Origin of the sequence: Streptomyces sp. NPDC058246 (assembly GCF_042881985.1) — a bacterium.
Taxonomy (GTDB): Bacteria; Actinomycetota; Actinomycetes; order Streptomycetales; family Streptomycetaceae; genus Streptomyces.
In genome coordinates this window covers 15,110-40,970 of the sequence record NZ_JBHVWZ010000018.1, presented here as the reverse complement: position 1 = coordinate 40,970, position 25,861 = coordinate 15,110, and the positions used below count along the sequence as shown (strand labels likewise).

The window sequence follows — 25,861 nt, the reverse complement described above, 5'->3', positions numbered from 1 at the left end:
CCCGGTGCGGGATCCGCACGCGCGCTGAAGCCGCCGAGGCAGGGAAGGCCCAGGAACCATCGCAGACGCACGAAGAGCACCAACTGGCGCGGCACACACCGGCCAGTCCTGCATAATGGCGCTCTGCTCACCACCTCAAGTGAGCACTGTCAAAGGGGAATTGAGAGTGTCTCTGTCGCCAACGGGCGCGCCGGTACCTGCCGAGGACTCCAGCTCCGTCACCCGCGTCGAGGTGGGGGACGCGGTGCTCTTCGTGCAGGCCACTCCCCTCGGGGGCACCCCGCAGAGGGACGCGCTGGAGGACGAGGAGGTCGCGGGTATCGTCCCCGACCTCTCGGGTGTCACGAGCGCCCTTTCCACATTCGCCGGCCAGCTGAACCAGGCCTTCCACCAGGCTGCTCCGCAACGGGCGACCGTCGAGTTCGGGTGCCAGTTGGCCGTCGAGTCAGGCAAGTTGACCGCGTTGATTGTGAAGGGCAGCGCCGCCGCGAATCTGAAAGTCACGCTGGAATGGTCCAGGCCGACGCCCTAGGCGCCCGTTCCCTCACCGGGGCACTGCGCGAGACGACTGTCGCGATCACTTCCCCCGGGTTGCCCGAGGGCGGCTCCAGCGTGGTGGGCACCGGCTTCTTCGCCGCTCCGGGCCTCGTCGTGACCTGCGCCCATGTCGTACCGGACCACACTCAGGTCAGCGGGATCTGGCAGGACGAGCTACTCACGCTAGACGTGGTGCGCGCGCTCCCCCACAAGGACGGATCGGGCCCCGACCTTGCCCTTCTACGCCCCTGCGGTGCCCGCCGAAGTCCGTCGTGGGCCTGTCTGGCCAGCGCGTACCGAGAGGACGACTCCCTGTGGGGCTGGGGCTATCCGAGAACCGCTTACCGGGGTGGCGACGCCCTGGCCTTCCGGACCGTGGGCGACTCCGTGCACCGACACGGCGCTGACATGATCAAGGTGGCCGGTGTCCAGGTGTTCGGTGGTCACAGTGGATCGCCCGTGCTCAATCTCCGGACAGGCGGAGTCATCGGCGTGCTCCGCGGCAGAGAGCCGCGCGAGGGGGACTCCGACGCGCACCATGCGGCACGCCTCATACCTGCATCCGCTGTGCTCGCCGCCTTTCCCGAGGTGGCGGAGGCACAACGAGAGGCCGTGACCACGAACGCCGCTTGGCTGGACCAGCTGACCGACGCCCAGATCCGCGCCGGCGGCTGGCGCCATCCAGGACCGCTGGTGCGTGACTACCTCAAAGCCGCCTTGAAGGCGGCGGACGAACACCCTTACGCCGCGCTGTGGGAGCGGCTCTCGGAGGACGGCAGTACTATACCGCCGCTCACCCGGGTCTACCTGCACCAGCACGTCGGCCGCGTTCCCCGCATCCGGCAACGCGGAGAGGATCTCCGGTCCCGGCCCGCCCCACGCCCGGCCCAGGATACCGGCCCCCGTGCCCTACCCCGGGTGGGGGACGCGCTCGTCTCGTCCGTCTTCGCGGAGGCGGAACAAACCGCTTACAGCACTGACGTCCGGCCGGGTATCGAAGGCGTTCAGCTGGGCCCCCTGCCGGCGGAGCATGCACTCGCCGGAACCCGTCATGCCCTGGTTCTCGGGGGCCCCGGTGCCGGCAAGTCGAGCCTGCTCCGGCGCCTGACCACCCTCGCTGCCGACGCATGGCTGACAGGTCGGCCAGCCGCCCACGTCCCTGTACTCGTTCCGGCGGACGTCCTGGCCGAGGAGCTGACGTTCCCGGCCGCGCTGGCCCGCGCGGCCAACAGGGAGCTGCAGCTGTGGGACGACGTCACCCTGCCTGCCGAAGTGTTCGAGACATACCCCATCGCGGGTGTCCCCTGGCTCGTGCTGGTCGACGGCGTGGACGAAATCATCGACCAGACCACACGGCGCCGCGTGCTGCAGGCCCTCATCGAACGGGGTGGCAAGAAGCACTACCGCATCGTCATCGCCAGCAGGTTTCTTCCATCCAGGGAACTCGACGCCATCCTGGAGTCGGAGGAACTGGGCATCGACGCCTTCGAGATTCAGCCCTTCGGCACAGACGAGCTGCCGGCCTTCGCCGAGTCCTGGTTCGAGTCCCTCGGATCAACCGAACCAGCTGCGCTGACCCGCCAGTTCATGGACGATTTGCGCCGCACCAAACTTGATCATCTGACGCGCATCCCGCTGCTCGCCACCATGCTCTGCTCTGTCTACGCAGGCGGTCCCGAACACGTCCTGCCCTCGGCCCGTTCCGAGTTGTACGAAGCGTTCATCGGACTCCTGGGCGCGAAGCAGTACGGCAGGACGGACGTCTACCGGCAGTTACCGCAGCGCCTGCGACGGCAGGCGGGCGTCGCAGGCGAGCAGGCCGCAGAGGCACTGCTCCAACAGGAGAGAGCACTTCTCGATGCACTCGCCGCGCGACGCCTTACCGACGCGAGCGCGGGGCTGCTCGACGTGTCGACGGAGTTGACCGAGTCCCTGCGTCCCACCCACCTCGATGTGCTGCACTGGCGGCAGGCGTTGCGGGAGCTGCTGAGACAGAGCGGGGTGCTCGTCGAGCGAGGTTCACGCGGTTTCTCTTTCATCCACCGAACGATCGAGGAGTACCTCGCGGCGTGCCATCTGGCCACCGAAGTGCCGGTTTCATCACCACGGGGACAGGCATTGGCTGCCCTGGGTGTCGAACCGGACAGCGAGTCATTCGTGGTGTTCCTGCTGGCCTGCTGGCAACGCGTCGGTCAGGACCTCGTCCCGACGCTCGAAGACGCCCTCGACCGGCACAACGTCGCCGCCGCCGGTCTGCTGATGGCCGCTCTGCGCGACGGGATCAGCCTCCCCGCGTTCCTCACGAAACGCGCGACGGCGCTCCTGAAGGGTGCCGCCGAGAACCGGACGGCCAGGCAGGACGCCCGACTGTGGGCCGCGATGCGCCTGGCCCACCATGACCTCGCCGCGGGCGCGCATGCCCTGGGGCAACTGATCGACAGCCGCGCGCTGGACGACGAACACCTGGCACAGGCCCTGCTCGCCCTCGTGGAACTCGACCAGGATAGGACGATCGGGCTGCTGAAATCCCTCGCCCTCACGCAGACGAACGGTCCGACGCACACCGTTCGGCTGTGGCTCCTCGACCAGTTGGCCGCGCTGGGCGGCCCCCACGAGAAGGAAGTCCTGTACGAGCTCACGGCCGCCCCCCGCACCACCCGCATCACCCGTGCCTGGGCCGCGGGCAGACTGGCAGACCTCGACCCTTTGCAGGGACATGACGCGCTGATGGCCCTCCTTACCGACCACAAGACGGCCGGCGGTACCCGGCTATGGCTGACCGAGCGCCTGGCGGGACAGTCCTGGCCGCACGCCCCGGCCGTGCTGGAGATGCTCGCCACAGACCGTTCCGTCCCAGGGCTCACCCGTGTCCGGGCGGCCCGTCTCCTGGCCGACCACGATTCATCCCGGGCTTGCAAGGCGCTGCACGCGATGACCACCAACACGACTGTCCACGCACCGGCACGACGCCAGGCCGCAGCGGCGCTGGCCGACCTTGAGCCACGGCTGGGCACAGTTGCGTTGCTCGCCCTCGCGGAAGACCCCAGTGTCGTGGCGGTGGAACGGATCAAAGCTGCGGAGTGGCTCGCGCAGCACGACAAACCGTCGGCGACACAAGTGCTCCACTCACTGATGCGCTCTGCAGATGCCCGCCCCCCTGACCTGTGGAGGGCCCGCGAGCTCCTGTCCGCGCTCGACAGCGCATCGGTCCCACCGGCCCCTCACGGCAACCCCTGACAATTCACGCCCCCGCAGAGCCACGATCGGATCACTTTGAGGTTGTGCGGTCGGCTCGGGGCGCGGTGACGACGTTGCCGTCGTTCCGTTTCCCCGAGTCTGTGCCGCTCGAAAAGTCGTCGCTGCAGGTCATGCGGCGTATCGGTACTCGTTGATGAGGCCGCCGAGGATCCGGGTGCGCAGCAGTCTGCGGGTGCCGATGTCTGTTGCCGCGGGCTGTTCGTGGGCGTCTGGTGGTAGCTGGTTGGGGGCCTGGTGGGGACGGTGTTCGTTGTGGTGCTGCTGGACGCCGCAAGGGCCTGTCGGGCATGTGCTTCGTTCAGGATGAGGACGTGGTCCAGGACCTCGCGGCGGATGCCTCCGATGATGCGCTCGCAGTGCGCGTTCATCCGCGGCGCCCGCGCGGCACTCTTGATCACGTCCAGTTCTTCCGCCTGAAGATGGCGTCGAACGCCGCGCCGTACTTGCCGTCCCGGTCGCGAAACAGGAAGCGCAGGGACTCCATGCGCATACCGAGGTCCGCGGCGAGATTCCTCGCCTGTTGCAGTGTCCCCTGCCGCGTGGGGTTGGCGGTAACGCCGGTGATGTGCAGGCGCCTCGTGCCGTGCTCGAGGTAGGCCAGCGCGTACAGCCGCCTGCCGAGCACCGTGTCGGTATGGAAGAAATCGACTGCGAGGATGCCCTCGGCCTGGGCAGTGAGGAACTCGCGCCGTGTGGGGCCGGAACGACGTGGCGCCGGGTCGACGCCTGCTGCGTGGAGAATCTCCCGCACTGTCGAGGCGGCGATCCGGTGGCTCAGTCGCGCCAACAACTCTGCGGGTGCCGGAACCCCCATCCGTGGCCCGTGACCTGCAGATCCTCGCGAACGGTCAGTGGGAACCGTATCGCCGGATGGGCACGTCAGTCTGGTGGATCGTGGTGCTGGGACTGTCCTACCCCGCCGTGTCGAGCGTGTTCGCCCTCATGCGACTGCTGCCGATGAGCGATGTTGACAAATACATCGAGATATTGATGTTGCGCTACGAACTGGTTGTCCTGCAAGGGCAGTTCGACAGGCCGCGAGTCACTCCGGCGGACCGCGCTTTCCTGGCGCCGCTTCTCCACCGGCTCCCAAGACTCAAGCTGAGGCAGCTGCACCTGATCGTCTCCCCAGACACGGTCCTGAGGTGGCACCGTGACCTCAGGCGCCGTCGTCACGCCGGCGCCTCCCGTCGCAAGCGGCCTGGCAGGCCGCCGACCCGTCGCAGTATCCAGCCTCTCGTCCTGCGCTTGGCCCGCGAGAACACCTCCTGGGGGTATCGGCGCATCCGCGGCGAACTCGCCGTGCTCGGCATCAAGGTCGCACCTTCCACGGCATGGGAGATCCTGCGAGCGCCCGGGATCGAGCCACGGCCCGAACGTGACCGCTTGGGCTTTGTGGACTCCTCCGTGAGGGTGCCCGGCCGCTGCCCGGAGTCGATCCGGTCCTGCCGCACCCACTTTCGCAGCGTCCTCGTGGAGTCACTGCCGAGCTTTTCTTCGACGGCCTTCAGCGCCGCGAGCTGAGTCGCATCTTCGAGCGGCACACGGTCGACCTATGCTTGCCGCCATGAGCCGTTGGGAGGAGTTGACCGGGGGGACGTCCGGGCAGGACTACGCCGCGCGGTTCGCGGCCCTCGCCGGTAGCGGGAAGGATATGCACGGTGAGGCGCGGTTCTGTGCGGCGCTCGTGCCTGCCGGAGCGCGGGTGCTGGACGCCGGGTGCGGTACCGGACGGGTCATGATCCGGCTTGCGGAGCAAGGGTACGACTGTGTCGGGGTGGATCTTGATGCGTCCATGCTGGCAGTGGCGAAGGAAAAGGCGCCGGGACTGCCTTGGTTCCAGGTCGATTTGACGCGGTTCGACCCGGCCTTGCTCGGCATCACCGCGGACTTCGATCTCGTGGTCGCCGCAGGAAACGTTTTCCCGCTGCTCGCTGCCGGCACCGAGGCCACGGTGGTCGAGCGCCTGGCCGCGGCCCTGCGCCCGGGCGGTCTGATCGTCGCCGGCTTCGGCCTGGACGAGGCCCACCTGCCGGTGCCGCCCAGCATCACCTTGCCGGAGTACGACGACTGCTGTGCCGCGGCCGGCCTCACCCTCGTCGACCGCTTCGCCACCTGGGACGCTGACCCTTACGACGGCGGCGGCTATGCCGTCAGCGTCCACCGCCGGTGAGGTTCTGCGGGACATCTCGATCACCCGCGACCGCCGCGCGGCCGGCAGCTTCTCCCAGCAGTCCGCGAACAGCCACTCGGGCGGTGGCAACCAGTTCTCATGAGGTGATGGTGGGACCGCCCGGAGGATCTTGCATTCGGAACCGCCCTTGCGCGAGCACGACCGTCGTTGATCCACTGGGTGACGACGGCTGGGTCGGCTCTGGCCTCGAGCGCGGCTCGGGCGGGCGAGACGCAGGTCAACGCGCCGTCCCTATGGCTCCTCGCCTTGCGAGTGCCACGGCGACGGCGGCTCCCAGCGAGAGTGCTGATGCGAAGCCGATCATGGACGGCCGGAGGGCCGCGTGCTGGATCACCAGGCTGAAGGCGATGGAGGGCAGGCCCAGACCGAGATAGGCGATGACGAAGAAGACGGCCAGAACCCCGGCTCGGGAGGCGGGGTCGGCGGTGGCGACCGTCTGGCTGACGGCTCCCTTGAACAACAGCCCGGCGCCGGCGCCCGCCAGCCCGGCGGCGGTCACGACAAGCCAGAGCTTCGGGTCGTACAAGGAGAGTGCGGTGAGGGCGAGGCCGGCGGGGAACAGCAGCACGCCGACGGCCAGGAGGCGGGACTGGGTGAGCCTGCCGAGCGCGAGCTGGGCCAGGGCGGAGGCGGCGAACGCGATAAAGGTGGTGAGGCCGGCGATGAAGGAGGAGCTGATGCCTAGCTGCCCGCGCACGATGATGGCTCCGAGGGAGGAGAACAGGCCCATCACGGCGAAGGCGAAGAAGCCGATGCTCGATGCGACGCCGAAGGCAGCCCCATGGCCGGGGCGCAGTGCGAATCGGACCGGGCGGTCACCGTCGAAGAGCGTGACGTCTACGGTCTCGGGGCTGGAGAGGACCAGCACCAGGAAGGCGGCCATGACGGCGGCGAACACCACATAGGAGGTGACGAGCGGGGTGGGCAGCCACTGCGCGGCGGCTCCCGCGAGGAGCGGTCCCATGGCCAATCCGCCGAGGTTGGCGGCCGTGGAGACGAGCGCGGGTACGGGCGAGTGGGGACGGTCCGGGTGCGCGGCGTGGTGGAGATCGGTGAGGTACGCGGTAGCCGTGGACGCCATGAGCCCGACGGCGACGCCGGTGAGGAACCGTCCGACGATCAGGCCCGGCAGGGCCGGCCATGCTGCCAGGACGGCGGCGGCCGCGATGGCGACCAGGAGTGCGGGGACGATAACGCGGCGCCGACCGATCCGGTCGGACAAGTGGCCGAGGCTGCGGAAACTGAAGGCGGCGCCGACGACCATGACCGCGTAGGCGATCGTGACGGTGGTCGCGCCGAAGTGGTCGCGCTGCTGGTAGAGGGGCCACAGCGGCGTGGGTACGGTACCGAACGCCATCAGGGAGGCGAACGCGGCGGCCACGATCCGGAACCCGGACACGTGCGAGGCCCGGCCCTGTCGGCTCCGCGCCCGATGCCGCGGTGTCCGTGGACCCGAACCGGACGCGGGCGTTCGTCGCCGGGCCCCGTGGGTGGCACTGCTCATCTTTCCTTGCCTCTCTGGGCTGACTGGGAGACGGGAACGCCGAACAGCGACCCGCGCGGCCGCTTACAGGTGCGGCCGCTCAGGGATGGCAACCGGACCCGCACGTTCCCCCATACCAACTCTGCTGGACCTGTCAGAGCTGCACCTCATCTGTGCCAGAGATACTGAACGCATGGAACTTCGCCATCTACGCCACTTCGTCGCCCTCGCGGAGGAGCGGAGTTTCACCCGCGCCGCCGCCCGCGAGCTGATCGTTCAGTCGGGCCTGTCCTCTTCGGTTCGCGCGCTGGAGAAGGACGTCGGCGCCCTGCTGTTCGTGCGCGGCACTCGACCGGTGCGGCTGACGTCGGAGGGGGAGGCCCTGGTGTCCGCGGCCCGTCGCGCGCTGGACGCCGTCGACGCCTCGTATCAGGCCGTCCGGGATGTCCGCGGCCTGCTCACCGGGCACCTGCGCATCGGCGGGCTACAGACGAGCGGCCACTCCCTGCCCTTCGCCTCGTGGATCGCGGGCTTCTCCCGCGCCCACCCGGGCGTGAACATGACGGTGCGTCAACTGCCCGCCCTGCGCATGCTGGCCATGGTGGGCGAAGGCGAGCTCGACTGCGCCCTGGTCTCCGCGGAGTGCGGTCGCGTCCCGGGCCTGGACGTCGTACCTCTCCTCTCGGAGCCCATCGCGCTGGCCTGTGCGCAAGGGCAGCCGCTCGCGACGGCCGAGTCGGTCACGCTGCAGCAGTTGGCCGGCGAGCGATTCGTCGAGACCCATCCGGAGTGGGCGATCCGGTCACTCGTCGACGCGGCCTTCCACGAGGCCGGCCTGACCCGTCACATCGTCTGCGAAGTGGACGAATGGACGACCGTCCTCGGTCTCGTGGCCGAGGGAGTAGGTGTCACCTTCGTCTCCCAGCCGCTGAACTTCGCCCTGCTCCCGGGCAACGTCGCGTCCCTGCGGCTGATCCCGCTCCGCGGGGTCCGCTTGGAGCGTCGGATCGATCTCGTCCTGCCGAAGGGACACGCCGCCAGCCCCGCCGCACGCCGCTTCGTGGAGTACGTACGCCAGGCGCTGCCCGCCGTACGGGACTCTTCGTGAGTGCCCCCGTGGGCTCCGGGCGACCCCGACCGGGGCGGCCGCAGGCCACCTGCCCCGCCGGGCCACACCAGCACCAGCTGGAACCCGGTCGTGCAAGAAGGCGTCCCCATGACCGTGCCGTTCTCCGTAGATGTCGGTGACGTTCGGTCCGGGTGCGACCTGTTCCTCGATCGGGGGCTGGTATCGCCAACTCCCGCTTCCCTAGGATGTATTCTCTGCCGGGCCAGTCCACTTGGCGCGGCTCGGAACTGGGGGAATGATGCAGCCTGACAAGCAGGTGTCCACGAAGATCGATGCCACGGTTCCGACGGCCGCGCGCATGTACGACTACTACCTGGGCGGCAAGGACAACTACGCGTCCGACCGGGCGGCCTGTGACGAGTTGGACAAGGTAGTACCCAGCACACGCGCCCTGGCGATGAACAACCGGCGCTTCCTGCAGCGGGTGGTCGGGACGCTGGCCACCGACTACGGCATCAGGCAGTTCCTCGACCACGGCTCAGGTCTGCCCACCCAGGACAACGTGCACCAGGTTGCGCAGCGGATCGACCCGGCCAGCCGCGTCGTGTACGTCGACAGCGACCCGATGGTCCTGGTCCACGGCCGGGCCCTGCTGGAGCAGAACGAGCGCACCGCCGTCATCCAGGCCGACCTGCGGGACACCGATGGGATCTTCTCCCACCCCGACACCCAGCGCCTGATCGACTTCTCGCAGCCGGTGGCCTTGCTGTTCAACTCGGTCTTCCACTGTATCCCGGACAGCGATACCGATGGTCCGTCGGCTGTGGTGCGCCGTGTGGCCGAACAGCTGGTCCCCGGCAGCTGCATGGTGATGTGCCAGCTGGTCAGTGAGGATCCTGAGGTCCGCGAGTTCGTGACCAACTTCATGGATCAGGCGACGCAGGGACACTGGGGCCGCGTACGCCAGGAGAAGGACGTCGCGAAGTGGTTCCAGGGCCTGGACATCCTCGAGCCGGGGCTGGTGGAGGTGTCCACCTGGCGGCCGAACAGTGAGGTGGTTTCCCGTCAGCTCACCCAGGAGTGGGTCGAGTTCGGCGGCGTGGGCCGTATCCGCTAGCGCGGCGCCGTAACCCGGGGTCCCATGCGCTTGCCGGGCGCCGGGTTACGGAGCGGCGTAACGCTGTTCCATGGTGTCGCGCAGCCGTACCAGGGACTCGCGCGGGTTGAGCGCCTCGTCACCCAGCCGGTCCAGGGCCAGCCGGTACTCCTCGGTCTCGTCGCGGTCTTCCAGGAACGCGGCGCTCTTGATGTGCTCCAGGTACACGATGTCGGGCAGATCGACGCCGCCGAAGCGCAGGTACGTGACGGGAATCGCGGGCGCGGAGGCGTTCGTCACGTCCAGGGGCACGATCTGCACGGTCACATGGGGGCGCTGAGCCATTTCGACGAGGTACTGGAGCTGCTCGCGCATCACCTCGCGACTGCCCAGGACGCGTAGCAGTACGGACTCGTCGATGATCGCCCACAGTTGCGGGGCATCCGCGCGCTGCAGCAGCTCTCGGCGGCGCATGCGCAGCTCGATGCGGCGCTGCACTTCGCGGGCCGGCGCCGTCGGCAGACCGCGTTCTACGACCGCCCGGGTGTAGGCCGGAGTCTGCAACAGGCCCGGAACGTACTGGATTTCGAAGGTACGGATGGCGGCGGCCGCCTCCTGCAGGCCGACCAGCCGGTCGAACCACTCGGGCATCAGGCGCTTGTCGTAGCGCTGCCACCATCCCGGCTCACCGGCGCGCCGCAGCAGTTGCAGCAGCACCTGCGCCTCGTGGTCATCGGCCTTGTACAGCTCCAGCAGCGCGCGGACATCGGCCTCCGTCGGGGGCCGGCGGCCCTTGCCCGCCTCGATGCGCGACAGCTTCGCCGGACTGAACCCCACGGCTCGCGCTGCCTGGTCCTGGGAGAGACCGAGGTCTTCGCGGATACCCGTCAGCTGGACTCCGACCAGCATCTTCAGCAAGGTCGGAGCGGGCTCGGCCCGGTTCAGATACGGTTCGAGGCGGGAGATACGAGGTGACTCGGCAGACATACTGACTCCCCGTAGACCGGCAGACGGCATTATCGCATCCCGCACTGTCCTGCTGGAGGCGTCCACAGAAGTGAGGACGTCTGGCTCCGCTTCACAGCAGGTGGTCGAACTCTCCGTCCTTTGCACCGGCGAGGAAGGCGGCGACTTCGGCCGGCGTGTAGACCAGGGCCGGACCGTCGGGGTCGCGGGAGTTGCGCATCGCGACACCCCCATCGCCCAGGGCGGCCACCTCGACGCAGTTGCCTTCGGCATTGCTGTGCCGGCTCTTGATCCAGCGGACGCCCAGTGAGCTCGCCCGCACTCCGTTCGGAACTGGTGGCACCGCACTCTCCTTGCTCACGTTTCGCCACGCATGCAACCTCGCCACCTACTGGATCCGATCGCATCGCGTGCCTCGTGCTTCCAGCACTGTGCGCGCAATTTCCCGTGAAATTGCACGGAGGTGCCTTCGGCGTGGATAATAGCCCGTGGCGTCAACCGGTGTGTCGGCGCCCGCACGCTGACGTCCCATCAGGGAGATGCTGTGTCCTCACCTGCGCATCAAGCGCCCCGGCTTCCCGGCACGGCTGCGCCACTGACGGAGCGGACCGCACCACCCGACGCCCTCAGGCGCGGAACTGTCTCCAGCACCTCGACATCTGGAGAGTTGACGCGGCAGGAGCCTTCGCGAGACCCCTCCAGAACTGCCGTACTGCGCCTCATCGGCACCACACAGGGGTGCGCCCAGGCACGTGACTTCACCCATCGCACCCTTGCCAACTGGGCGTTGGACCACTGCAGCGCCGACGCCCTCACCGTCGTCGCCGAACTTGCCGCCAACGCCGTGGTGCACGCCATGCCGCACGCCCGGGCCGGCATGGCCGGGGTATGGCTGAAGCTCACCCTGCGACCCGCCCACCTCGTGTGCGCCGTCATCGACTCAAGCGACAGCCCACCCGTGTACCCGTGCACGAGCGACCCCCTGGACGAGCACGGCCGTGGCCTGCGCATGGTCGACGCTCTGTCCGAACACTGGGGCTGGACTTGGCGCTACCCCTCGGGCAGGACCGTTCCGGAGGGCAAGACCGTCTGGGCCATGCTGCCGACCCGCCCTCGCACCTGACGCGACCCCTGCAGGGAAGGCCCGCGGTCTTGGCGAAGAGGGCGCTGCGCTGACAATCGGTCACCAAGGAGCGCTCCGACGGGCGCGCGTCGCGGGGAGGCATGGGATGCAGGACACCTTCATCAGGCCCGCTGCGCAGGAAAGCTACGACGCCTACCTGAAGCACCTACGGCAGTGCCTGGAGTGCCCGAGAGGATCGGGCCGGTGCGCTGACGGCCAGGAGCTGGTCCGGGCCTACCTGGCGAAGACCAGGACGGGTGACGGCTCCTGGGCGTCACGAGGATGAGGCACCCAGGAGCCGACGTGCGCAGCTCTGCGCCTGCCGAATACCTCACCCGAGCAGGTCAGGCCGCATGCAGAACGCGTGGATCACTCCACCGGTCCGGTCGTTCCTGCGTATGTTGAGACGGGTCACTCGTTCGGGATCGGTGATCGGTTCGGGGACCGAGCGCAGGGGCGCCGTCTGGTGTATCGCTTGGTGGGGTCGGTGCGCATTGTGATGCCGCTCGAACTCGCGCAGCGCGTGGCGCAGGTGCTGCTCGTTGCAGATCAACGTGCGGTCCAGGAGGTTGTGGGAGACGACGGTGGAAACGTCTGCTGTATCCCAGCGGATGGGGCTGGTTCGCCATGCGGCCGGGTCTTCGCCGCCCCCCGCCACGATCCTGAAGGGGGCAGCCGGGAACGCCCTGGCCGCTCGCCGGGCGGACCGCAGGATGCGCCGTGGAGGGAGGACATGACGGACGACGCCGCGTATGACCTGTAGCCTCGGGTGATCTTGAACACCGCGCTGTTCGCGCTGCTCGCGATCAGCTACTTCCATCCCAGTACCCAGCGGGACTGGCGGGCGATGGGCGCACAGTACTGGTGTCGAACAGCCCACCAATCCGCCGACATCGGTCGTCTGTTGGGCGACGTGACGCAACCGCGGTCCCACACGCGGCGAGGGCTGCTCGAGCACCCTGACGCCGCAGGCGGCGGGCGACACGGTGTCGCCCGCCGCCTGGCGGAAGGGATTCAGGTTCAGATGCTTGGGGAATGACGTGGCGTCAGCCGGTCGCGCTGCCCGCCACCCACTCGCTCCACGGCATGTTCCAGTCGCCGAGGCCGTTGTCGGGGGCCACCATGGTCTTGTCTTCGGAGTTCTTGACGATCACGACGTCACCGATCATCGAGTTGTCGAAGAACCACGCGGCGGGCTGCTTGCCGTCGCCGCCGCCCTTGACGTCCTTCAGGCCCACGCAGCCGTGGCTGGTGTTGACCTTGCCGAAGACCGCGTCGGCACCCCAGTAGTTGCCGTGGATGAAGGTGCCCGAGTCGGTCAGGCGCATGGCGTGCGGTACGGCCGCGATGTCGTAGGAGGGCTTGCCGTCCTTCTTCGTGAGGCCGACGGTCGCACCGTTCATGTGGATCTGGCTGAACTTCTCGGAGATGACCATCTGACCGTTGTACGTCGGGTGCTCGGTGCTGCCGGACGAGATCGGGATGGTCTTGATCGTCTTGCCGTCCCGTACGACGGTCATCAGCTTCGTCTTGGCGTCGACCGTGCTGATCTGGCTCCGGCCGATCTTGAACGTGACCGTCTTCTGGATGCCGTGGAGGTTGAGCGTGACGGTGACGGTGGAGCCGGGCTTCCAGTAGTTGTCGGGGCGGAAGTCCAGGCGGTCGTCGTTGAACCAGTGGCCGACGACCTGCTGGCCGCTGCTGGAGCTGACCTGGATCTTCGACTCCACCGCGGCCTTGTTGCTGATCGCCTTGTCGAAGTTGACCGTCACCGGCATGCCCACGCCGACGGTCGAGCCGTCCTCGGGGGAGAGGTGCCCGATGAAGTTGTTCGCCGGGGAGAGCGTGGTGATCGTGGCGTTCCCGGTGACGGAGCGGCCCTTGGCGTCCTTGGCCTCCGCGGCGACCTGATACTTGGTGGCCCGCTCCAGCCGGCCGTTCGGCTTCCAGGACGTACCGTCGGCGGACAGGGTGCCCGGAACCTCGGCACCGGTCGCGACGGCGGTCATGGTCACCTTGGTGAGCTTGCCGTTGCTGACGGTGACCTTGACGGAGTCGTTGATCCCGACATCGAAGGCACCTTGCTTGGGCGTGACCTTTATTCGGGCGTCGGAAGCTTCCTGGGCGGCCGGCTGATCCGCCCGCGCCTGCGGTGTCGGGTGATTCGCGGCGCCGTTTCCGCTGGTAGCAGCGTTGCTGGTACCGCCGAGGGCCGTGAGTGAGAGAACACCGCCAAGTACACCGACCGCAGCCGCCAGCCGGGTGCGTCCTTTACGTGCCGTGATCAAACGCTTCTCCCGTGTCACTGGTCGTCGAATCCCTGGAGCTGGATGCCGAGGGAGCGCAGCTAGCTATAAAACTACGTATATGGGTTTATCAGTCCTCAAATGAGCAAACTGTGGTGAAGGCCACGCGCCGTCGAGCGTGTCGCCGAGGCCCTTCTCGACTGACGGATGGCGCGTAGTCGATCCGCTCTCGCCGCCCGGAGCCGGTCATGACGGGGGGCGCCCGGTTCAGGCGGAGCGCCCGGCCGACGTTCTGCACGATCTCGACCTGGGAGCCGCGGGTGTCGGCGAAGCAGATGGCGTCCACTGCGCGCTCGCCGGTGATGTCGACGCCTTCCCCGCGGACCCGTCCGGAGGCGAGGAAGACCCTGTGTATGCGCTGGCCCGCGGCGTCGGTGACGTACAGCTCCGCGGCCGTCTCCGGCAGGTTCTCCGCGAAGGTGAGGGCATCGGGGCGGCCTTCTCGACCTTCTGGTGGAAGGGCATGACGGTGCGCGGGTTGATACGCCGCCGCGTGCTCCAGGAGGCGAGGCGTCGGCCCCGCAGCGCGCCCTCCGAGAGCCCGGCCGCGGGGTAGGGGGCGCGGATCTCCAGGACGTCGCTACCCCTACCGGGCCCTGAACGGCTTCGACAGGCTCGCCGCACGCGACGAGCTCGCCGCATCCGAAGTGCTCAGCGCCATCGCCGAGACCGAGGATGCCGACGGCTCGACGAGGAGGAGTATCCGCACCTGCAACTGACCGACGCGCGAAGCGTCAGCAGTCTCACAGGTAGAGCTTGGCTTGCGCCACCACGGCCGTATCGTCAGCGGTCGACTCGCCCCTCGGACACCAGCTGAGACCCCTGTTGATCAGGGGTTACTTGCACTTCCGGGCTGTGGCGTGCCCCACCATGTGACCATCGGCCAGGAGAAGCCCCAGGTCGGACCGGGGACGACGGGCCGAGCCGGCCGCGCCGGAGGCAGTGAGCTTCTGTCGGTTGCTTCGGCATGAGAGGTCAAGGTCCTGCCGTCGCGGTGCAAAGGCCGAGCAGGACGCCGTCCGGCGGCAGGACGGACCGCCCGGGGCGGACCGTCCCGATCCTCAAAGCGTCAGCAGGCCCCCTCGTCCTGCCACGGCCCCCACTCGGCGGCGCTGGGCGTCTCGTTCTGGGTCCACCACTTGGCCTTCCAGTTGTGGTGGTTGTACGAGACCTCGTTGCCGGCGGTGTAGACCGCCGTGGAGCTCCAGGCTGTCTTGCAGGCGGTGCTCGGCGGCGTCGGAGTCGGGGTCGGAGTGGGTGTCGGGGTGGGGGTGCCGGTGGGCGGGGTGGCTCCGGCGAACTTCACCGAGTACTTCGCGAAGTCCCAGGAGTTCTGGGTCACGCTGGAGCACGTGCCCGACGTACGGCCGCCGTTGTCGGCGGGAGTGCACTGGCGGTCGCGGTTGAGGGACCAGAAGGTGAAGCGGTCCATGTTGTGACTGGTGGCGTAGTCCAGCACGGTCTGGAAGTCGGCCTGCGTGAAGTACTCGCCGGTGTCGCTGCGGCCGTTCATGCCGGAGAAGCCCTCGTGGGCGTAGGCGGTGGCCTGGTCCCAGCCGAAGGTGGACTGGAGGATCGTGTTGAAGTTGGTGAGGGCGCCGGTCTGGGACGCCGCGCCGTTGAAGCCCCCGTCGAACGGCATGATGGAGAAGTTGTTCGGGGTGAACCCCTGCGACTTGGCCTCCAGCAGCATCTGCTTTCCGAACCAGCCGGTGCCGTCCGCCGTCCCGGCCGTGGTGACGGAGACGTAGAGACCGGGGTTGTTCTGCTGGAGGATCTTGGCGGCGCCGATCTCGTTCTTGATCGCCGCCGTGTTCTCGTACTCCGGCTCCTCCAGATCGAAGTCGATCGCGTGCAGGCCGTACTTGGTGATGACCTGCTGGTACGCCGCCGCGGTGGCGGCCGCGTCCGAACAGGCCTGCCCGAGCTTGGTGCCGCCGTACCCGCCGATCGAGACGGAGACGTCGCCGCCCTTGGAGCGGATGGTGTTGATGACGGACTGCACCGCGGTGTCCGAGGAGACCGCCGCCGTTCCGCCCCAAGTGGGCGAACAGCCGCCGCCGTTGGGGGCCAGGATGAACGCGAGCTGGAACGCCTTGAGGCCGGTCGCGTCCATGATGGCGCCCGGGTCCGGCGGGTCGTTGTCCAGCGGCATCAGATAGGGAGCGGCGGCGTACCAGCGGTTGCTGAGCGCGGTGGTCGCGCCCGAGGCATCGCCAGCGACCAGGGCGGTCGTGCCGACTGCGGTCAGGCTCACGGCGGCTGCCGCGCCCAGGCATGCGCGAAGACGTCTCACTGTGCCTCCAGGGGAGTGGGGGAGTGGCCCCAGCTTCTGGGTGCTGTCGCGATCACGTCAATGAGTTGGACTAGACCAGAGCTCTCTTTGGACTAGACCATACGTTCTCTTTACTCGGCAGGTCTCCGCCGCCTGCATTCTCACCCCGAGCAGACCGAGGCCACGCATCGCATCTGGACAAGGTCCGCGACAAGGCGAGCTCGATCGCGCACGCAGGTCGCCTTATGGGTGGCCGCACGGACCAAGGACGGGCGCACCTCCTTGCGATGAGTTCCGTGCCGGCCCCAAGTGACCCGCTGTGAAACCCTCTCGGTGCGCCCCGTCCCGGCAGTCTCATGGCTCCAGGACGAGCAGCTGAGCCTCCTGTGGCGACCAGCCGACCGTCACCTCGCTGTCGAGGAGGCCACTCGCACGCGAGCCCGTGCCGAGCTCCCGCATGACCACGTCCTGGCCGCCCACGTGCAGTCGGTGGCGGACTGTGGCTCCCAGGCCGGTGGACGACAGCACCCGGCCGGAGCCGCGGTTCTCGGCGCGGTCGGCGTCGACGAACCGCAGATGCTCGGGGCGGATGGAGACGGCGTACGCATCGCCCTTGGCCCCGCGGTCCCGTACCCGGCCGACTCCCCACGCGCCGAGGTCGACGACGGCTTCGCCGTCCCGACGTTCCAGCACCGTGCAGGGCAGCAGATTGGTGTCGCCGAGGAAGTTGGCCACCCAGTCGGTCCGCGGATGTGCGTACACGTCCTCGGGGGCGCCCTCCTGCACGATCCTGCCGTCGCGCATGACCACGATCCTGTCGGACATGGACATGGCCTCGTCCTGGTCATGGGTGACGAACAGGACGGAGATGCCGAGCGACTGCTGCAGCGTCTTGACCTCGTCCTGCATCTGCTCGCGCAGGCGCTTGTCCAGGGCGGCCATCGGCTCGTCAAGGAGAAGGGCCGCGGGGTTGAACACCAGAGCGCGGGCCAGCGCGACGCGCTGCTGCTGGCCGCCGGACATCTGACGCGGACGACGGTCGCCGAACCCGGCCAGACCGACGCGGGCGAGTGCCTCCTCCGCACGCTTACGGCGCTCACCCCGCTGAACGCCTCGCATGCGCAGCGGGAACTCGACGTTCTCCGCGGCGCTCATGTGCGGGAACAAGGCATAACTCTGGAAGACGACGCCGAGGTTGCGGTCCTTGGGGGGCAGCCGGTCCACCGGTTCGCCGTCGATCAGCACGGTGCCGGAGGTGAGTTCCTCGAAGCCGGCCACCATCATCATGGTGGTGGTCTTGCCCGACCCGCTCGGCCCGAGCAGGGCGACGAACTCGCCGGGCTCGACCGACAGATCGAGGTCGTCGACGGCGGCGACAGTCCCGTACGTCTTGCGGACGCCCCGGAGCTCGATGGCGCCACGCCGCTCCTCGGGGGCGGTCGAGGCGGATGTCTGCTGTGTGGTCGTGGTCGTCATGGATCACCCTGTCTGTTCGGGGGCGGTCAAGGGGAGCAGCTGTGCGACGGAGCGGCGGCGAATGGTGAAGCAGACCTGTACGAGCAGACCGAGCGTGGCGACGGTGACGAGCAACGCCGAGGACACGGCGATCTTGGGGGTCAGGTTGTACTGGATGTCGGTGAACATCTTCACCGGCAGCGTCGTCGCGTTCGGGGACTGCAGGAACAGCGCGATGACCGTCTCGTCGATGGACACCGAGAAGGCGAACAGGGCCCCCGCGACGAGCCCCGGCCGGATGACCGGGAGATAGACGAACCGCATGACGGAGAACGCTCCCGCGCCCAGGCTGCTCGCCGAGTGGACGAGCGCCGGGTTCAGCCCGGCGAGGCTGGCCCGTACGGTGAGAAAGGCGTACGGCACGGCGATCACGGCATGGGCGAGGCCGATCGGCAGGACCGTCCCCACCATGCCGATGGAGATGAAGAACTGGTAGAACGCCAGAGCCAGCACCACCGCGGGCACGATCATCGGCGCGAGCAGTACGCCCGTGACCGCCGCCTTCCCGGGAAACGTACGCCCGTGCAGGGCCACCGCGGCCGTCCCGCCGAGCAGCACCGCGATCACCACCGCGACACCGGCCGCCTGGAGACTCGCGGACAGGGCCGACATCCACGCCTGGTCGTGGAAGAAGCCGGTGACCGCCTCGGTGGACAACTGCTCGGGCGGGAAGGTGATGTAGCGGCTGCCGGTGAACGCCACCGGCAGCACGATCAGCGTCGGCACGACCAGGAAGACGAAGACCGGCACCGAGGCGATCAGCGAGGACACATGCCGAGGTCTAGTGAGCCTCATATTCGCCTCCTGCGCGAAGGATCCGCTGGTATATCGCGACCAGTACGCTGACGATGACGGTGAGCAGCAGCGCGAGCGCCGACGCACCTGCGAAGTCGGTCAACTGCCTCGCGTAGAAGTCGATCTGATTGGCGATCATCATGTCGCCGGGGCCGCCCAGCACGACGGGCGTGATGAAGAAGCCCGTGCTGATGATGAACACCAGCAGACCCGCGGCGGAGACCCCCGGCACGGTCAGGGGCAGGATGATCCGGCGGAAGACCGACGCCTCGCCCGCGCCCAGCGACCGGGCCGCGAGTTCGAGCCGGTCGTCGATCGCGGCCAGGGCCGCGAAGATCGGGAAGACGGCGTAGGGCAGCAGGTAGTGCACCATGCCGAGCACGACGGCGAAGCGGTTGTGGAGCAGGGCCACCGGGGCATCGGTGATACCGAGGCCCTGCAGCGCGGTGTTCACCAGGCCGTTGTCCTGCAGCAGGACCGCCCAGGCGAAGTTCTTCACCAGGACGCCCGTCCAGAAGGGCAGCAGCACCAGAGCGAACAGGATGACCCGCGCCAGCGGTCCGCGCCGCCAGATCACCACGGCCAGCAGATACCCCAGCACGACCGTGGCGAGCGTCGACAGTGCGCTGATCTCGAAGGTGTTGAGGAGCGACCGCGACACCAGCGGGTCCTTCAGCACGCGCTGGTAGGCGTGGCCGTGGGTGCTCGCCGCGACCAGCTTGCCGAGGGGTGTCAGGAAGAGTACGGCGTCGAAGGCGAGTGCGGGCGCCAGCAGCAGCAACCATGTGCCGCGCGGGCGCCGGCGCCGCCGCGGTGCGTCGGTACCGGCCGAAGCGGGTGCCGACGCCGCGGCGGGCGTGACGGTGGACGTCATCAGCTGCCCGCCTGCCACAGCTTGAAGCGCTGCTCGGTCGCCTTGAGGTTCTTGGCCCACCAGGTGTCGTCGCGTACCAGGATGGAGTCCGCCAGTTTCGGACTGGTGGGCAGCGAATCGGCCACCGAGGACGGCAGCTTGGCCAGAGCCGGGGTGTTGGCCAGGGTGAGGTTGGTGGTCTGGATGAAGTCGGCGCCGGCCGCGGGGTCGTTGCTCATGAAGTCCAGGAGCCGGAAGGCCGCCTCCTTGTTCCTGGCGCCCTTGGGGACCACGAAGTAGTCGCCCGCCACGACGCTGTTCCTGGCGGTGAAGTTCAGCCGCGCCCCGTCCTTGCGGGCGGCGCTGATCCGGTTGTTGAAGCTGGTCGAGAGCGCGACCTCACCCGAGGTGAGCTGCTGGATCGGCTCCTGATTGGCCGTGTGGTAGATCAGCCCGTCCCGCCCGGGGTGCTGGGCCAGGTACTTCAGGGCGGCGTCGACGTCGAGGGGGTAGATCTTGTCGAACGGCACGCCCGCGGCGAGTCGTGCCGCCTCCAGGATCGAGCTGTCGGACAACTGCGAGTAGACGGAACGCTTGCCCTTGTAGCGCCCCTGGTCCAGGAACTGCTCCCAGTTCTTGGGCGCCTGTGCATCGGAGATGTGCTTCTGGTCCCAGGCCATCACGAAGAGGAAGCTCAGATACTTGATGCCGTAGTCGGCCTTCGCGTACGAGGGCAGCCCCTTGTCGTCGATGACGCCGTAGTCCAGCTTCTCCAACAGCCCCTCATCTACGGCCTGGAGGTACTCCGGTGCGGTCAACTCCACCAGGTCCCATTGGACGTCGCCGGACTGCACCTGGGCCTTGAGCCCGGCGAGGCTGGTGTTGGCCAGCAGCGACGAGCGGACACCCGTCTTCTTCTCGAACGGCTTGAGCAGGGTCTTCGTCAGCTGGTCGTTGTACGAGCCGCCGTACGAGGTGACGGTCACCGTGGTGTTCGGCTTGGCCGACGGCGCCGATTTGGTGCTGCACGCGGTGAGGAGACTCCCGGCGAGGGGGGCCGCCAGCGCGGAGGCACCGGCCGCCCGAAGGATCGACCGCCGGCTCATGCTTCTGTGTGACTGCTCATTCATGGGGGCCATGCCTTTCTTGGAACACGACTCGTGGCCCTTGTGGGAACACGACTCGTGGAACACGAGGGCGCGCGTCGGAGCACACCGAATGACGGGTGCGGGGCGCGATGAATACGGGGGCGGCAGGGATCAGCGTCAGAGGGGCGAACAGGGGAGCTGCGAGCTGCGTCATGAGCGAACAGGTCGAACCGCGACCTGAGGAGCCACCAGCCGTCGCCAACGACCGTGACTTTCCGGAACCCGTTCACATCCGCCGTCACGATCAGGCGATCCGCGGAAAAGGGAACGTTCCGGTACACGCGGTCTGCGTCAGTCCGGCGACCGCGTGGCGCAACAGTAGGGACATGTCCTCTGCGCGTCAATGAGTGTCTTTCCAGGGGTCGCGTCCAGGGCTCGCAGACAGATGTCGCCTTGCTCCGCCCCGACCGCACAGCCCTCACTGGGTGTGCAGATCATCCATACGGCTTCGATACGATGGATGAATCCACCACTTCTTGGCTGCCCGGGCGGCGGATAGCGTCACTGGCCTGGGACGGCGACCAGGCCTGGTCAGGTCAGGTTTCCGTTCCTGAGCCGCTGTCCCTCAGCTGCTGTCCCTCAGGCCTGGCCCGCCGGCCCGGAAGTCGCCAATTCCGCGCGTCGCTCGGCCCGGTCTCCTCACCCGGCACAACCGGAACGCAGTCACACGGCCGCCCTCCACCCACCGGGGCGCTGCGTCATCGCCATCGCCATCGTCATCGCCATCGTCATCGCCAACGTCCACCAGCCGGTCCCGACAGCGGACTTCCCGTATCCCCACGATTCCCGAGCCACGAGGAGCACAGAACGTCGTGAGCGAATTCCGTACGCTGCGCAATTACGTCGACGGCGAATTCGTCGACGCGAAGGACGGTCGTACCCTGCCGGTCGTCGACCCCACCACCGGTGAGGTGTACGCGAGTTCACCGCTGTCGGGAGCGGCGGACGTGGACGCGGCGATGGCGGCCGCGGCGGCGGCCTTTCCCGCGTGGCGCGACTCCACCCCCAGTATCCGGCAGAAGCTGCTCCTGAAGATCGCGGACGCCGTCGAGGCGCGCGCTGAGGAGCTGGTCGAGGCGGAGTGCCGCGACACCGGCAAGCCGCGCGCCGTGACCAGGACCGAAGAGATCGTTCCCATGGTCGACCAGTTGCGTTTCTTCGCGGGCGCCGCGCGGCTGCTGGAAGGCAAGGCGGCGGGGGAGTACACGGAGGGCCTGACCTCCATCATCCGGCGAGAGCCGATCGGTGTGTGCGCGCAGGTCGCGCCCTGGAACTACCCGATGATGACGGCGGTGTGGAAGTTCGCACCGGCGATCGCCGCGGGCAACACCGTGGTCCTCAAGCCCTCGGACACCACCCCCGCCTCCACGGTGCTGCTCGCCGGGATCGTCGGCGGCGTACTGAGGGAGCTGGATCTGCCCGTCGGGGTGCTCAATGTGGTGTGCGGCGACCGCAGCACCGGGCAGCTCATGGTCGAGCACCCTGTTCCGGCCATGGCCGCCATCACCGGTTCTGTGCGCGCCGGCATCCAGGTCGCCGAGAGCGCCGCCAAGGATGTCAAGCGGGTCCACCTGGAGCTCGGCGGCAAGGCGCCCGTGGTCGTCTTCGACGACGCGGACATCGCGCAGGCCGTGGAGGGCATCACGACGGCCGGCTTCTTCAACGCCGGACAGGACTGCACGGCCGCCACCCGGGTGCTGGTGCACGAGTCCGTCCACGATGAGTTCGTCGCCGCCCTGGCCAAGGCCGCCGCCGACATCAGGACCGGTGGCATCGACGAGGAGGGTGTGCTCTTCGGCCCCCTCAACAACTCCGGCCAGCTCGCCCAGGTGAGCGGTTTCATCGACCGGCTCCCGCCGCACGCCAAGGTCCAGGCAGGCGGTCACCGCGTCGGTGAACACGGCTACTTCTACGCTCCCACCGTCGTCTCCGGCCTTGAGCAGGACGACGAGATCATCCAGAACGAGGTCTTCGGCCCGGTCATCACCGTCCAGTCCTTCGCCGACGAGGACCAGGCCGTCGAGTGGGCCAACGGTGTCGACTACGCTCTCGCCTCCTCGGTCTGGACGAAGGACCACGCCCGCGCGATGCGCATGTCGAAGCGGCTCGACTTCGGCTGCGTATGGATCAACACGCACATGATCCTGGTCGCCGAGATGCCACACGGTGGCTACAAGAAGTCCGGCTACGGCAAGGATCTGTCGGCGTACGGCTTCGAGGACTACACCCGCATCAAGCACGTCATGACGTCGCTGTGACATGGCTCGTGGGCATCTGACCTGCCGGTGTCTGACCTGGCGGGTGCCTGGCCTGCCGGGTGCCTGCCCGTGCCTGGCCTGCCTGCGGCCTACGAGGCGCGCGCGTGCCGCTCCCGTACGTCGTGCGCCGTCGGGCGTAGTGGCAGGACCCCTTCCCTCGCTCACCTCACCTGCCCGTGAAGCGCAGAGTCACGTGGCGAACAGCCCAGCGTGGTCGGTCGCCCAGGCTCGATAGTCGCCGCTCTGCCGGCCCAGCAACTCTCGCACGGTGGGATCGACACGCGATTTGGCGCCCGAGCGCTGGCGTGCCGCGCTCTCCATGAGCGCGTCGACCACCCGACCGGGGTAACGCGCACCGAGCCGCTCGCGGACCTGACTCTCCGTCAACTCGCAAAAGGAAAGGGGGCGTTGGAGAACCTCGGCGAGCACCGCCGTCTGTTCGGCCGCGGCGATGGGCGCGGGGCCGGTGAGCGGATACGCACGGCCGCCGTGGCGTTCCGGATCCGTCAGGGCCAGAGCGGCGACGTCCGCGATGTCGCGCGGATCCACGACGGCGTTCGCCGACGTGCCGTCGAGCGCGCGTACCACCCCCTCCTCGCGTATCGAGCGGGCCCAGCCGAGCGTGTTGGACATGAAGGCGCGAGGACGCAGAAGGGTCCACGCCATGCCGGACGTGCGCAGGAGGTCCTCGTTGCCCCGCTGCCAACGGGTGATCAGGTCGGTGGCTCCGGGATCGGTCACGGCCAGCGCGGAGAGCTTCACCACGTGCCGCACCCCTGCTGTGCGCGCGGCCCTGACGAAGTGTTCGTCATGGGCGTGTGTCAGCGGATCCGCGGTGACGAGGAGCGCGGACCGGACGCCGGTCAGCGCCCGGACCAGACTCCCGAAGTCCCCGAAGTCACCGCCCACCACCTCGACTTGGCGACCGGCCGGAGGGGCCGCGCGGACCGGGTTCCGGGTCAGAAGACGCACGGGCTCAGTAGGGGAGAGGCGCTCTGCCACCAGCCGTCCGACGGTTCCGGTGGCGCCTGTCAGCAGGATCATGGCTCAGGACAGGTCGAGACTGGCGAGGATACGGGCGCCGCGGTCGGCTTTGGTGTCGAGGGAGAGAAGCAGCCCGGGCACCGCGATGCTCGGCAGGATGTGGCCCCACAGCACTGAGACCCGGTGTCCGAGGTCCTCCCGCTTGGTCAGCGCCCGGGACATCAGCTGGATGCCGGCGAAGCCCCCGACCACCAGCTCCACGGTGTCCCTCCGTTCCACACTGGGCAGCAACTCGCCCTGTGCGCGGGCCTGTTCCATCAATTCCATCAGGTGCTCCGCCCAGAGGCGGAACGGTCCCGTGTGATCGACGCCAGGCGGCGCGCACTGGTCCACGGTGAGCCGGACGCTTCCTCTGAGGAGCGCGTTGTCCAGCAGCCGCTCCGCCACGACGAAGGTGATGTCGATGATCTCCTGCAACTTGCAGGGCTGCGGAGGTACCGCTCCGGACGGCACCTGCTCGTCCAACACCGCCTGAGCCAGAGCTTCCTTGGAGGGGAAGTGGAAGTACAGGGCTCCCTTGGTGACTTCGGCGCGCTCCAGCACCATCGAGATGGTGGTGGAGGCATAGCCGTGCTCGTCGAAGACCGCGCCCGCAGCTTCCAAGATCGCTCTACGCGTCCTGATGGCGCGCTCCTGCTTTGCCATGAAGAGCCCCTCCGCGAAACCTGGTCGACTGTATTTCACGCGCGTGTCGAGCCGACTAGATCACATTGAAAACAAACCGGTCGCCTCGTACTCTAGCGCTCAATGGCACGGGTGCCTTCCCGTGTTCCATGGGTTTCGAGGGATCGAGGGGGAGAGATGCCTCAGTTACCGCACCTTGTCGGGGCACGGACCGATCCGACGGGGGCAGTTGCTCCGGCGCGACGGTGCGTTCCATCCATCGTCCACAGAGAGGACCGGTCCATGACGGCGACCGTTCCTCGGCAGCTTGTTCACCGCGCGGCGGTCGCGGAGACGTTCCTCACGGACTGGGTGACAGCCGGGACGGATCGATTCTGCGTGTCCGCCCAGTGGCCCCGGGCGCACAGTCTCTTTGTGTCGCCGGACAGGGCCACATACGAACCGTTGCTCGTGATCGAGACCGTTCGGCAGTGCGGCGCGTTGCTCGCACACGCGGAATACGGTGTTCCACTCGGTCATCAGTTTGTGCTGCAGGAACTTCGCGTCACGACGTATCCCGAGCACCTCGCCGTGGCCGGTGTTCCGGCGGAGCTCGTTCTCGACATCACGTGTTCCGAGATCCAGCGCCGGGGCTCTGTCACCACGGGGATTCGCTATCGCGCGGACGTCCGGCGGGACGGAGCGGTCGTCGCGCGGGCGGAGGTCGGATTCAGCTGCGTCAGTGAATCCGTCTACCGCCGACTTCGCGGCGGCCGGACCCCGGCCTCGGTGTCCGCGTTGTCGCCGCCTCCAGGTATTCCGGCGGCCGCCGTGCACCGGACCACCGGGGCGGACGTCGTCCTGGCACCGGCGGATAAGCGTGGTCGGTGGCAACTGCGGGTCGATACCGGACATCCGGTTCTTTTCGACCACCCGCTCGACCATGTTCCCGGCATGTTGTTCCTGGAGGCGGCCCGCCAGGCCGTAAGGGTCCGAGTCGGGAGCGCGGGGCGCGTGCAGGCGTCGTTCCACGCGACATTCCACCGGTACGCCGAACTCGACCGGCCCACCTGGATGGAGGTGGTGGCCGCAGAAGAGGACGGCACCCAGGTTCGAGTGGCGGCCACGCAGGACGAACAGACCGTCTTCGAGTGCACGGTCGGCACGGTGGCGATCGCCGCGCACACCGCGCGGAGCGCCGCCGGCTGATTCGGTGCGATGGCGCCGCGCGCGCGCCCGCCGCGGCGCCGCCATCGGGGCGCACCACGCCCCGTCGGGTCGTGCCCGCACGAACGAACCGTCCCCGCTCGGCGGCGCACCAGATCCGTACCTCCGGGC

The 25,861-nt window shown here is 68.3% G+C and carries 22 protein-coding genes and 2 pseudogenes; 11 read left to right on the top strand and 13 right to left on the bottom strand.

Translation table 11 applies throughout. The features are described 5' to 3' along the window. The first annotated feature begins 166 nt into the window (after positions 1–166). Both ACFVXA_RS24910 and ACFVXA_RS24905 read left to right on the top strand, forming a co-directional pair. A complete protein-coding gene (locus tag ACFVXA_RS24910; protein ID WP_362028846.1) occupies positions 167–532 on the top strand; it encodes a CU044_2847 family protein in 366 nt (121 codons plus the stop codon). After that, positions 511–3,774 (top strand): trypsin-like peptidase domain-containing protein, encoded by a 3,264-nt coding sequence (locus ACFVXA_RS24905; protein WP_390026724.1) that lies wholly within the window; start codon positions 511–513, stop codon positions 3,772–3,774. The genes ACFVXA_RS24910 and ACFVXA_RS24905 overlap by 22 nt, the downstream gene beginning before the upstream one ends. A gap of 129 nt (positions 3,775–3,903) precedes the next feature. Here ACFVXA_RS24905 and ACFVXA_RS24900 read toward each other — a convergent pair. Continuing rightward, positions 3,904–4,627, bottom strand: a pseudogene (locus ACFVXA_RS24900) (integrase core domain-containing protein); the annotation flags it as partial. Here ACFVXA_RS24900 and ACFVXA_RS24895 point away from each other — a divergent pair. Genes ACFVXA_RS24895 through ACFVXA_RS24885 form a run of 3 tightly spaced genes read left to right on the top strand, consistent with a single transcriptional unit; the run spans position 4,612 to position 6,071 of the window. After that, positions 4,612–5,319, top strand: coding sequence for a hypothetical protein (locus ACFVXA_RS24895; RefSeq protein ID WP_390026722.1), 708 nt, complete (start codon positions 4,612–4,614; stop codon positions 5,317–5,319). The pseudogene ACFVXA_RS24900 and the gene ACFVXA_RS24895 overlap by 16 nt on opposite strands. A gap of 43 nt (positions 5,320–5,362) precedes the next feature. Beyond that, positions 5,363–5,968: a class I SAM-dependent methyltransferase gene (locus ACFVXA_RS24890; RefSeq protein ID WP_362028851.1), complete on the top strand. Its 606-nt coding sequence runs from the start codon at positions 5,363–5,365 to the stop codon at positions 5,966–5,968. Then, positions 5,943–6,071 (top strand): hypothetical protein, encoded by a 129-nt coding sequence (locus tag ACFVXA_RS24885; protein WP_389471223.1) that lies wholly within the window; start codon positions 5,943–5,945, stop codon positions 6,069–6,071. Before ACFVXA_RS24890 ends, ACFVXA_RS24885 begins: the two co-directional genes overlap by 26 nt. Positions 6,072–6,206: 135 nt before the next feature. Here the strand turns inward: ACFVXA_RS24885 and ACFVXA_RS24880 are convergent, their stop codons facing one another. Continuing rightward, positions 6,207–7,370 (bottom strand): MFS transporter, encoded by a 1,164-nt coding sequence (locus ACFVXA_RS24880; protein WP_390026720.1) that lies wholly within the window; start codon positions 7,368–7,370, stop codon positions 6,207–6,209. Between the two features lie 295 nt (positions 7,371–7,665). Here ACFVXA_RS24880 and ACFVXA_RS24875 point away from each other — a divergent pair, with 295 nt between their 5' ends. Then, complete coding sequence (locus ACFVXA_RS24875; protein ID WP_390026718.1) at positions 7,666–8,580, top strand: LysR substrate-binding domain-containing protein; 915 nt, start codon at positions 7,666–7,668, stop codon at positions 8,578–8,580. Positions 8,581–8,839: 259 nt separating this feature from the next. After that, positions 8,840–9,658, top strand: coding sequence for an SAM-dependent methyltransferase (locus ACFVXA_RS24870; protein ID WP_362028905.1), 819 nt, complete (start codon positions 8,840–8,842; stop codon positions 9,656–9,658). A 45-nt stretch (positions 9,659–9,703) separates the two neighbouring features. Here ACFVXA_RS24870 and ACFVXA_RS24865 read toward each other — a convergent pair whose 3' ends face one another. Both ACFVXA_RS24865 and ACFVXA_RS24860 read right to left on the bottom strand, forming a co-directional pair. Then, positions 9,704–10,624 (bottom strand): helix-turn-helix transcriptional regulator, encoded by a 921-nt coding sequence (locus ACFVXA_RS24865; protein WP_362028858.1) that lies wholly within the window; start codon positions 10,622–10,624, stop codon positions 9,704–9,706. 91 nt (positions 10,625–10,715) lie between these two features. Then, a complete protein-coding gene (locus tag ACFVXA_RS24860; RefSeq protein WP_362028860.1) occupies positions 10,716–10,946 on the bottom strand; it encodes a DUF397 domain-containing protein in 231 nt (76 codons plus the stop codon). Positions 10,947–11,066: 120 nt separating this feature from the next. Between ACFVXA_RS24860 and ACFVXA_RS24855 the strand changes: the two genes are divergently transcribed. Then, positions 11,067–11,726, top strand: a complete 660-nt coding sequence (locus ACFVXA_RS24855; RefSeq protein ID WP_390026716.1) for an ATP-binding protein — start codon at positions 11,067–11,069, stop codon at positions 11,724–11,726. A 775-nt stretch (positions 11,727–12,501) separates the two neighbouring features. Further along, positions 12,502–12,765: a hypothetical protein gene (locus tag ACFVXA_RS24850; protein WP_383747801.1), complete on the top strand. Its 264-nt coding sequence runs from the start codon at positions 12,502–12,504 to the stop codon at positions 12,763–12,765. Between the two features lie 7 nt (positions 12,766–12,772). Here ACFVXA_RS24850 and ACFVXA_RS24845 read toward each other — a convergent pair whose 3' ends face one another. The 7 genes and pseudogenes from ACFVXA_RS24845 to ACFVXA_RS24815 form a co-directional block, all read right to left on the bottom strand. After that, positions 12,773–14,011: an Ig-like domain-containing protein gene (locus ACFVXA_RS24845; RefSeq protein WP_390026816.1), complete on the bottom strand. Its 1,239-nt coding sequence runs from the start codon at positions 14,009–14,011 to the stop codon at positions 12,773–12,775. Positions 14,012–14,234: 223 nt separating this feature from the next. Next, positions 14,235–14,611, bottom strand: a pseudogene (locus ACFVXA_RS24840) (helicase); the annotation flags it as partial. Between the two features lie 490 nt (positions 14,612–15,101). Further along, a complete protein-coding gene (locus ACFVXA_RS24835) occupies positions 15,102–16,289 on the bottom strand; it encodes a carbohydrate-binding protein (protein ID WP_390026714.1) in 1,188 nt (395 codons plus the stop codon). 372 nt (positions 16,290–16,661) lie between these two features. Then, the gene (locus ACFVXA_RS24830) at positions 16,662–17,783 is read right to left on the bottom strand and encodes an ABC transporter ATP-binding protein (protein ID WP_390026711.1); all 1,122 of its coding nucleotides are present in this window, start codon (positions 17,781–17,783) and stop codon (positions 16,662–16,664) included. A gap of 3 nt (positions 17,784–17,786) precedes the next feature. Continuing rightward, positions 17,787–18,617: an ABC transporter permease gene (locus ACFVXA_RS24825; RefSeq protein WP_383911595.1), complete on the bottom strand. Its 831-nt coding sequence runs from the start codon at positions 18,615–18,617 to the stop codon at positions 17,787–17,789. Then, complete coding sequence (locus ACFVXA_RS24820; protein ID WP_383911597.1) at positions 18,604–19,491, bottom strand: ABC transporter permease; 888 nt, start codon at positions 19,489–19,491, stop codon at positions 18,604–18,606. Before ACFVXA_RS24820 ends, ACFVXA_RS24825 begins: the two co-directional genes overlap by 14 nt. After that, positions 19,491–20,576, bottom strand: coding sequence for an extracellular solute-binding protein (locus ACFVXA_RS24815; protein WP_384024986.1), 1,086 nt, complete (start codon positions 20,574–20,576; stop codon positions 19,491–19,493). Before ACFVXA_RS24815 ends, ACFVXA_RS24820 begins: the two co-directional genes overlap by 1 nt. An 854-nt stretch (positions 20,577–21,430) precedes the next feature. Between ACFVXA_RS24815 and ACFVXA_RS24810 the strand changes: the two genes are divergently transcribed. Continuing rightward, positions 21,431–22,876, top strand: coding sequence for a gamma-aminobutyraldehyde dehydrogenase (locus ACFVXA_RS24810; protein WP_390026709.1), 1,446 nt, complete (start codon positions 21,431–21,433; stop codon positions 22,874–22,876). Between the two features lie 189 nt (positions 22,877–23,065). Here ACFVXA_RS24810 and ACFVXA_RS24805 read toward each other — a convergent pair whose 3' ends face one another. Both ACFVXA_RS24805 and ACFVXA_RS24800 read right to left on the bottom strand, forming a co-directional pair. Continuing rightward, entirely contained in the window at positions 23,066–23,920 is an 855-nt protein-coding gene (locus tag ACFVXA_RS24805; RefSeq protein ID WP_390026707.1) for an NAD(P)H-binding protein, read from the bottom strand. A gap of 3 nt (positions 23,921–23,923) precedes the next feature. Beyond that, positions 23,924–24,565 (bottom strand): ScbR family autoregulator-binding transcription factor, encoded by a 642-nt coding sequence (locus ACFVXA_RS24800; RefSeq protein ID WP_362028891.1) that lies wholly within the window; start codon positions 24,563–24,565, stop codon positions 23,924–23,926. Positions 24,566–24,826: 261 nt separating this feature from the next. Here ACFVXA_RS24800 and ACFVXA_RS24795 point away from each other — a divergent pair, with 261 nt between their 5' ends. Continuing rightward, positions 24,827–25,732 (top strand): ScbA/BarX family gamma-butyrolactone biosynthesis protein, encoded by a 906-nt coding sequence (locus tag ACFVXA_RS24795; protein WP_390026705.1) that lies wholly within the window; start codon positions 24,827–24,829, stop codon positions 25,730–25,732. Positions 25,733–25,861: the final 129 nt, after the last annotated feature.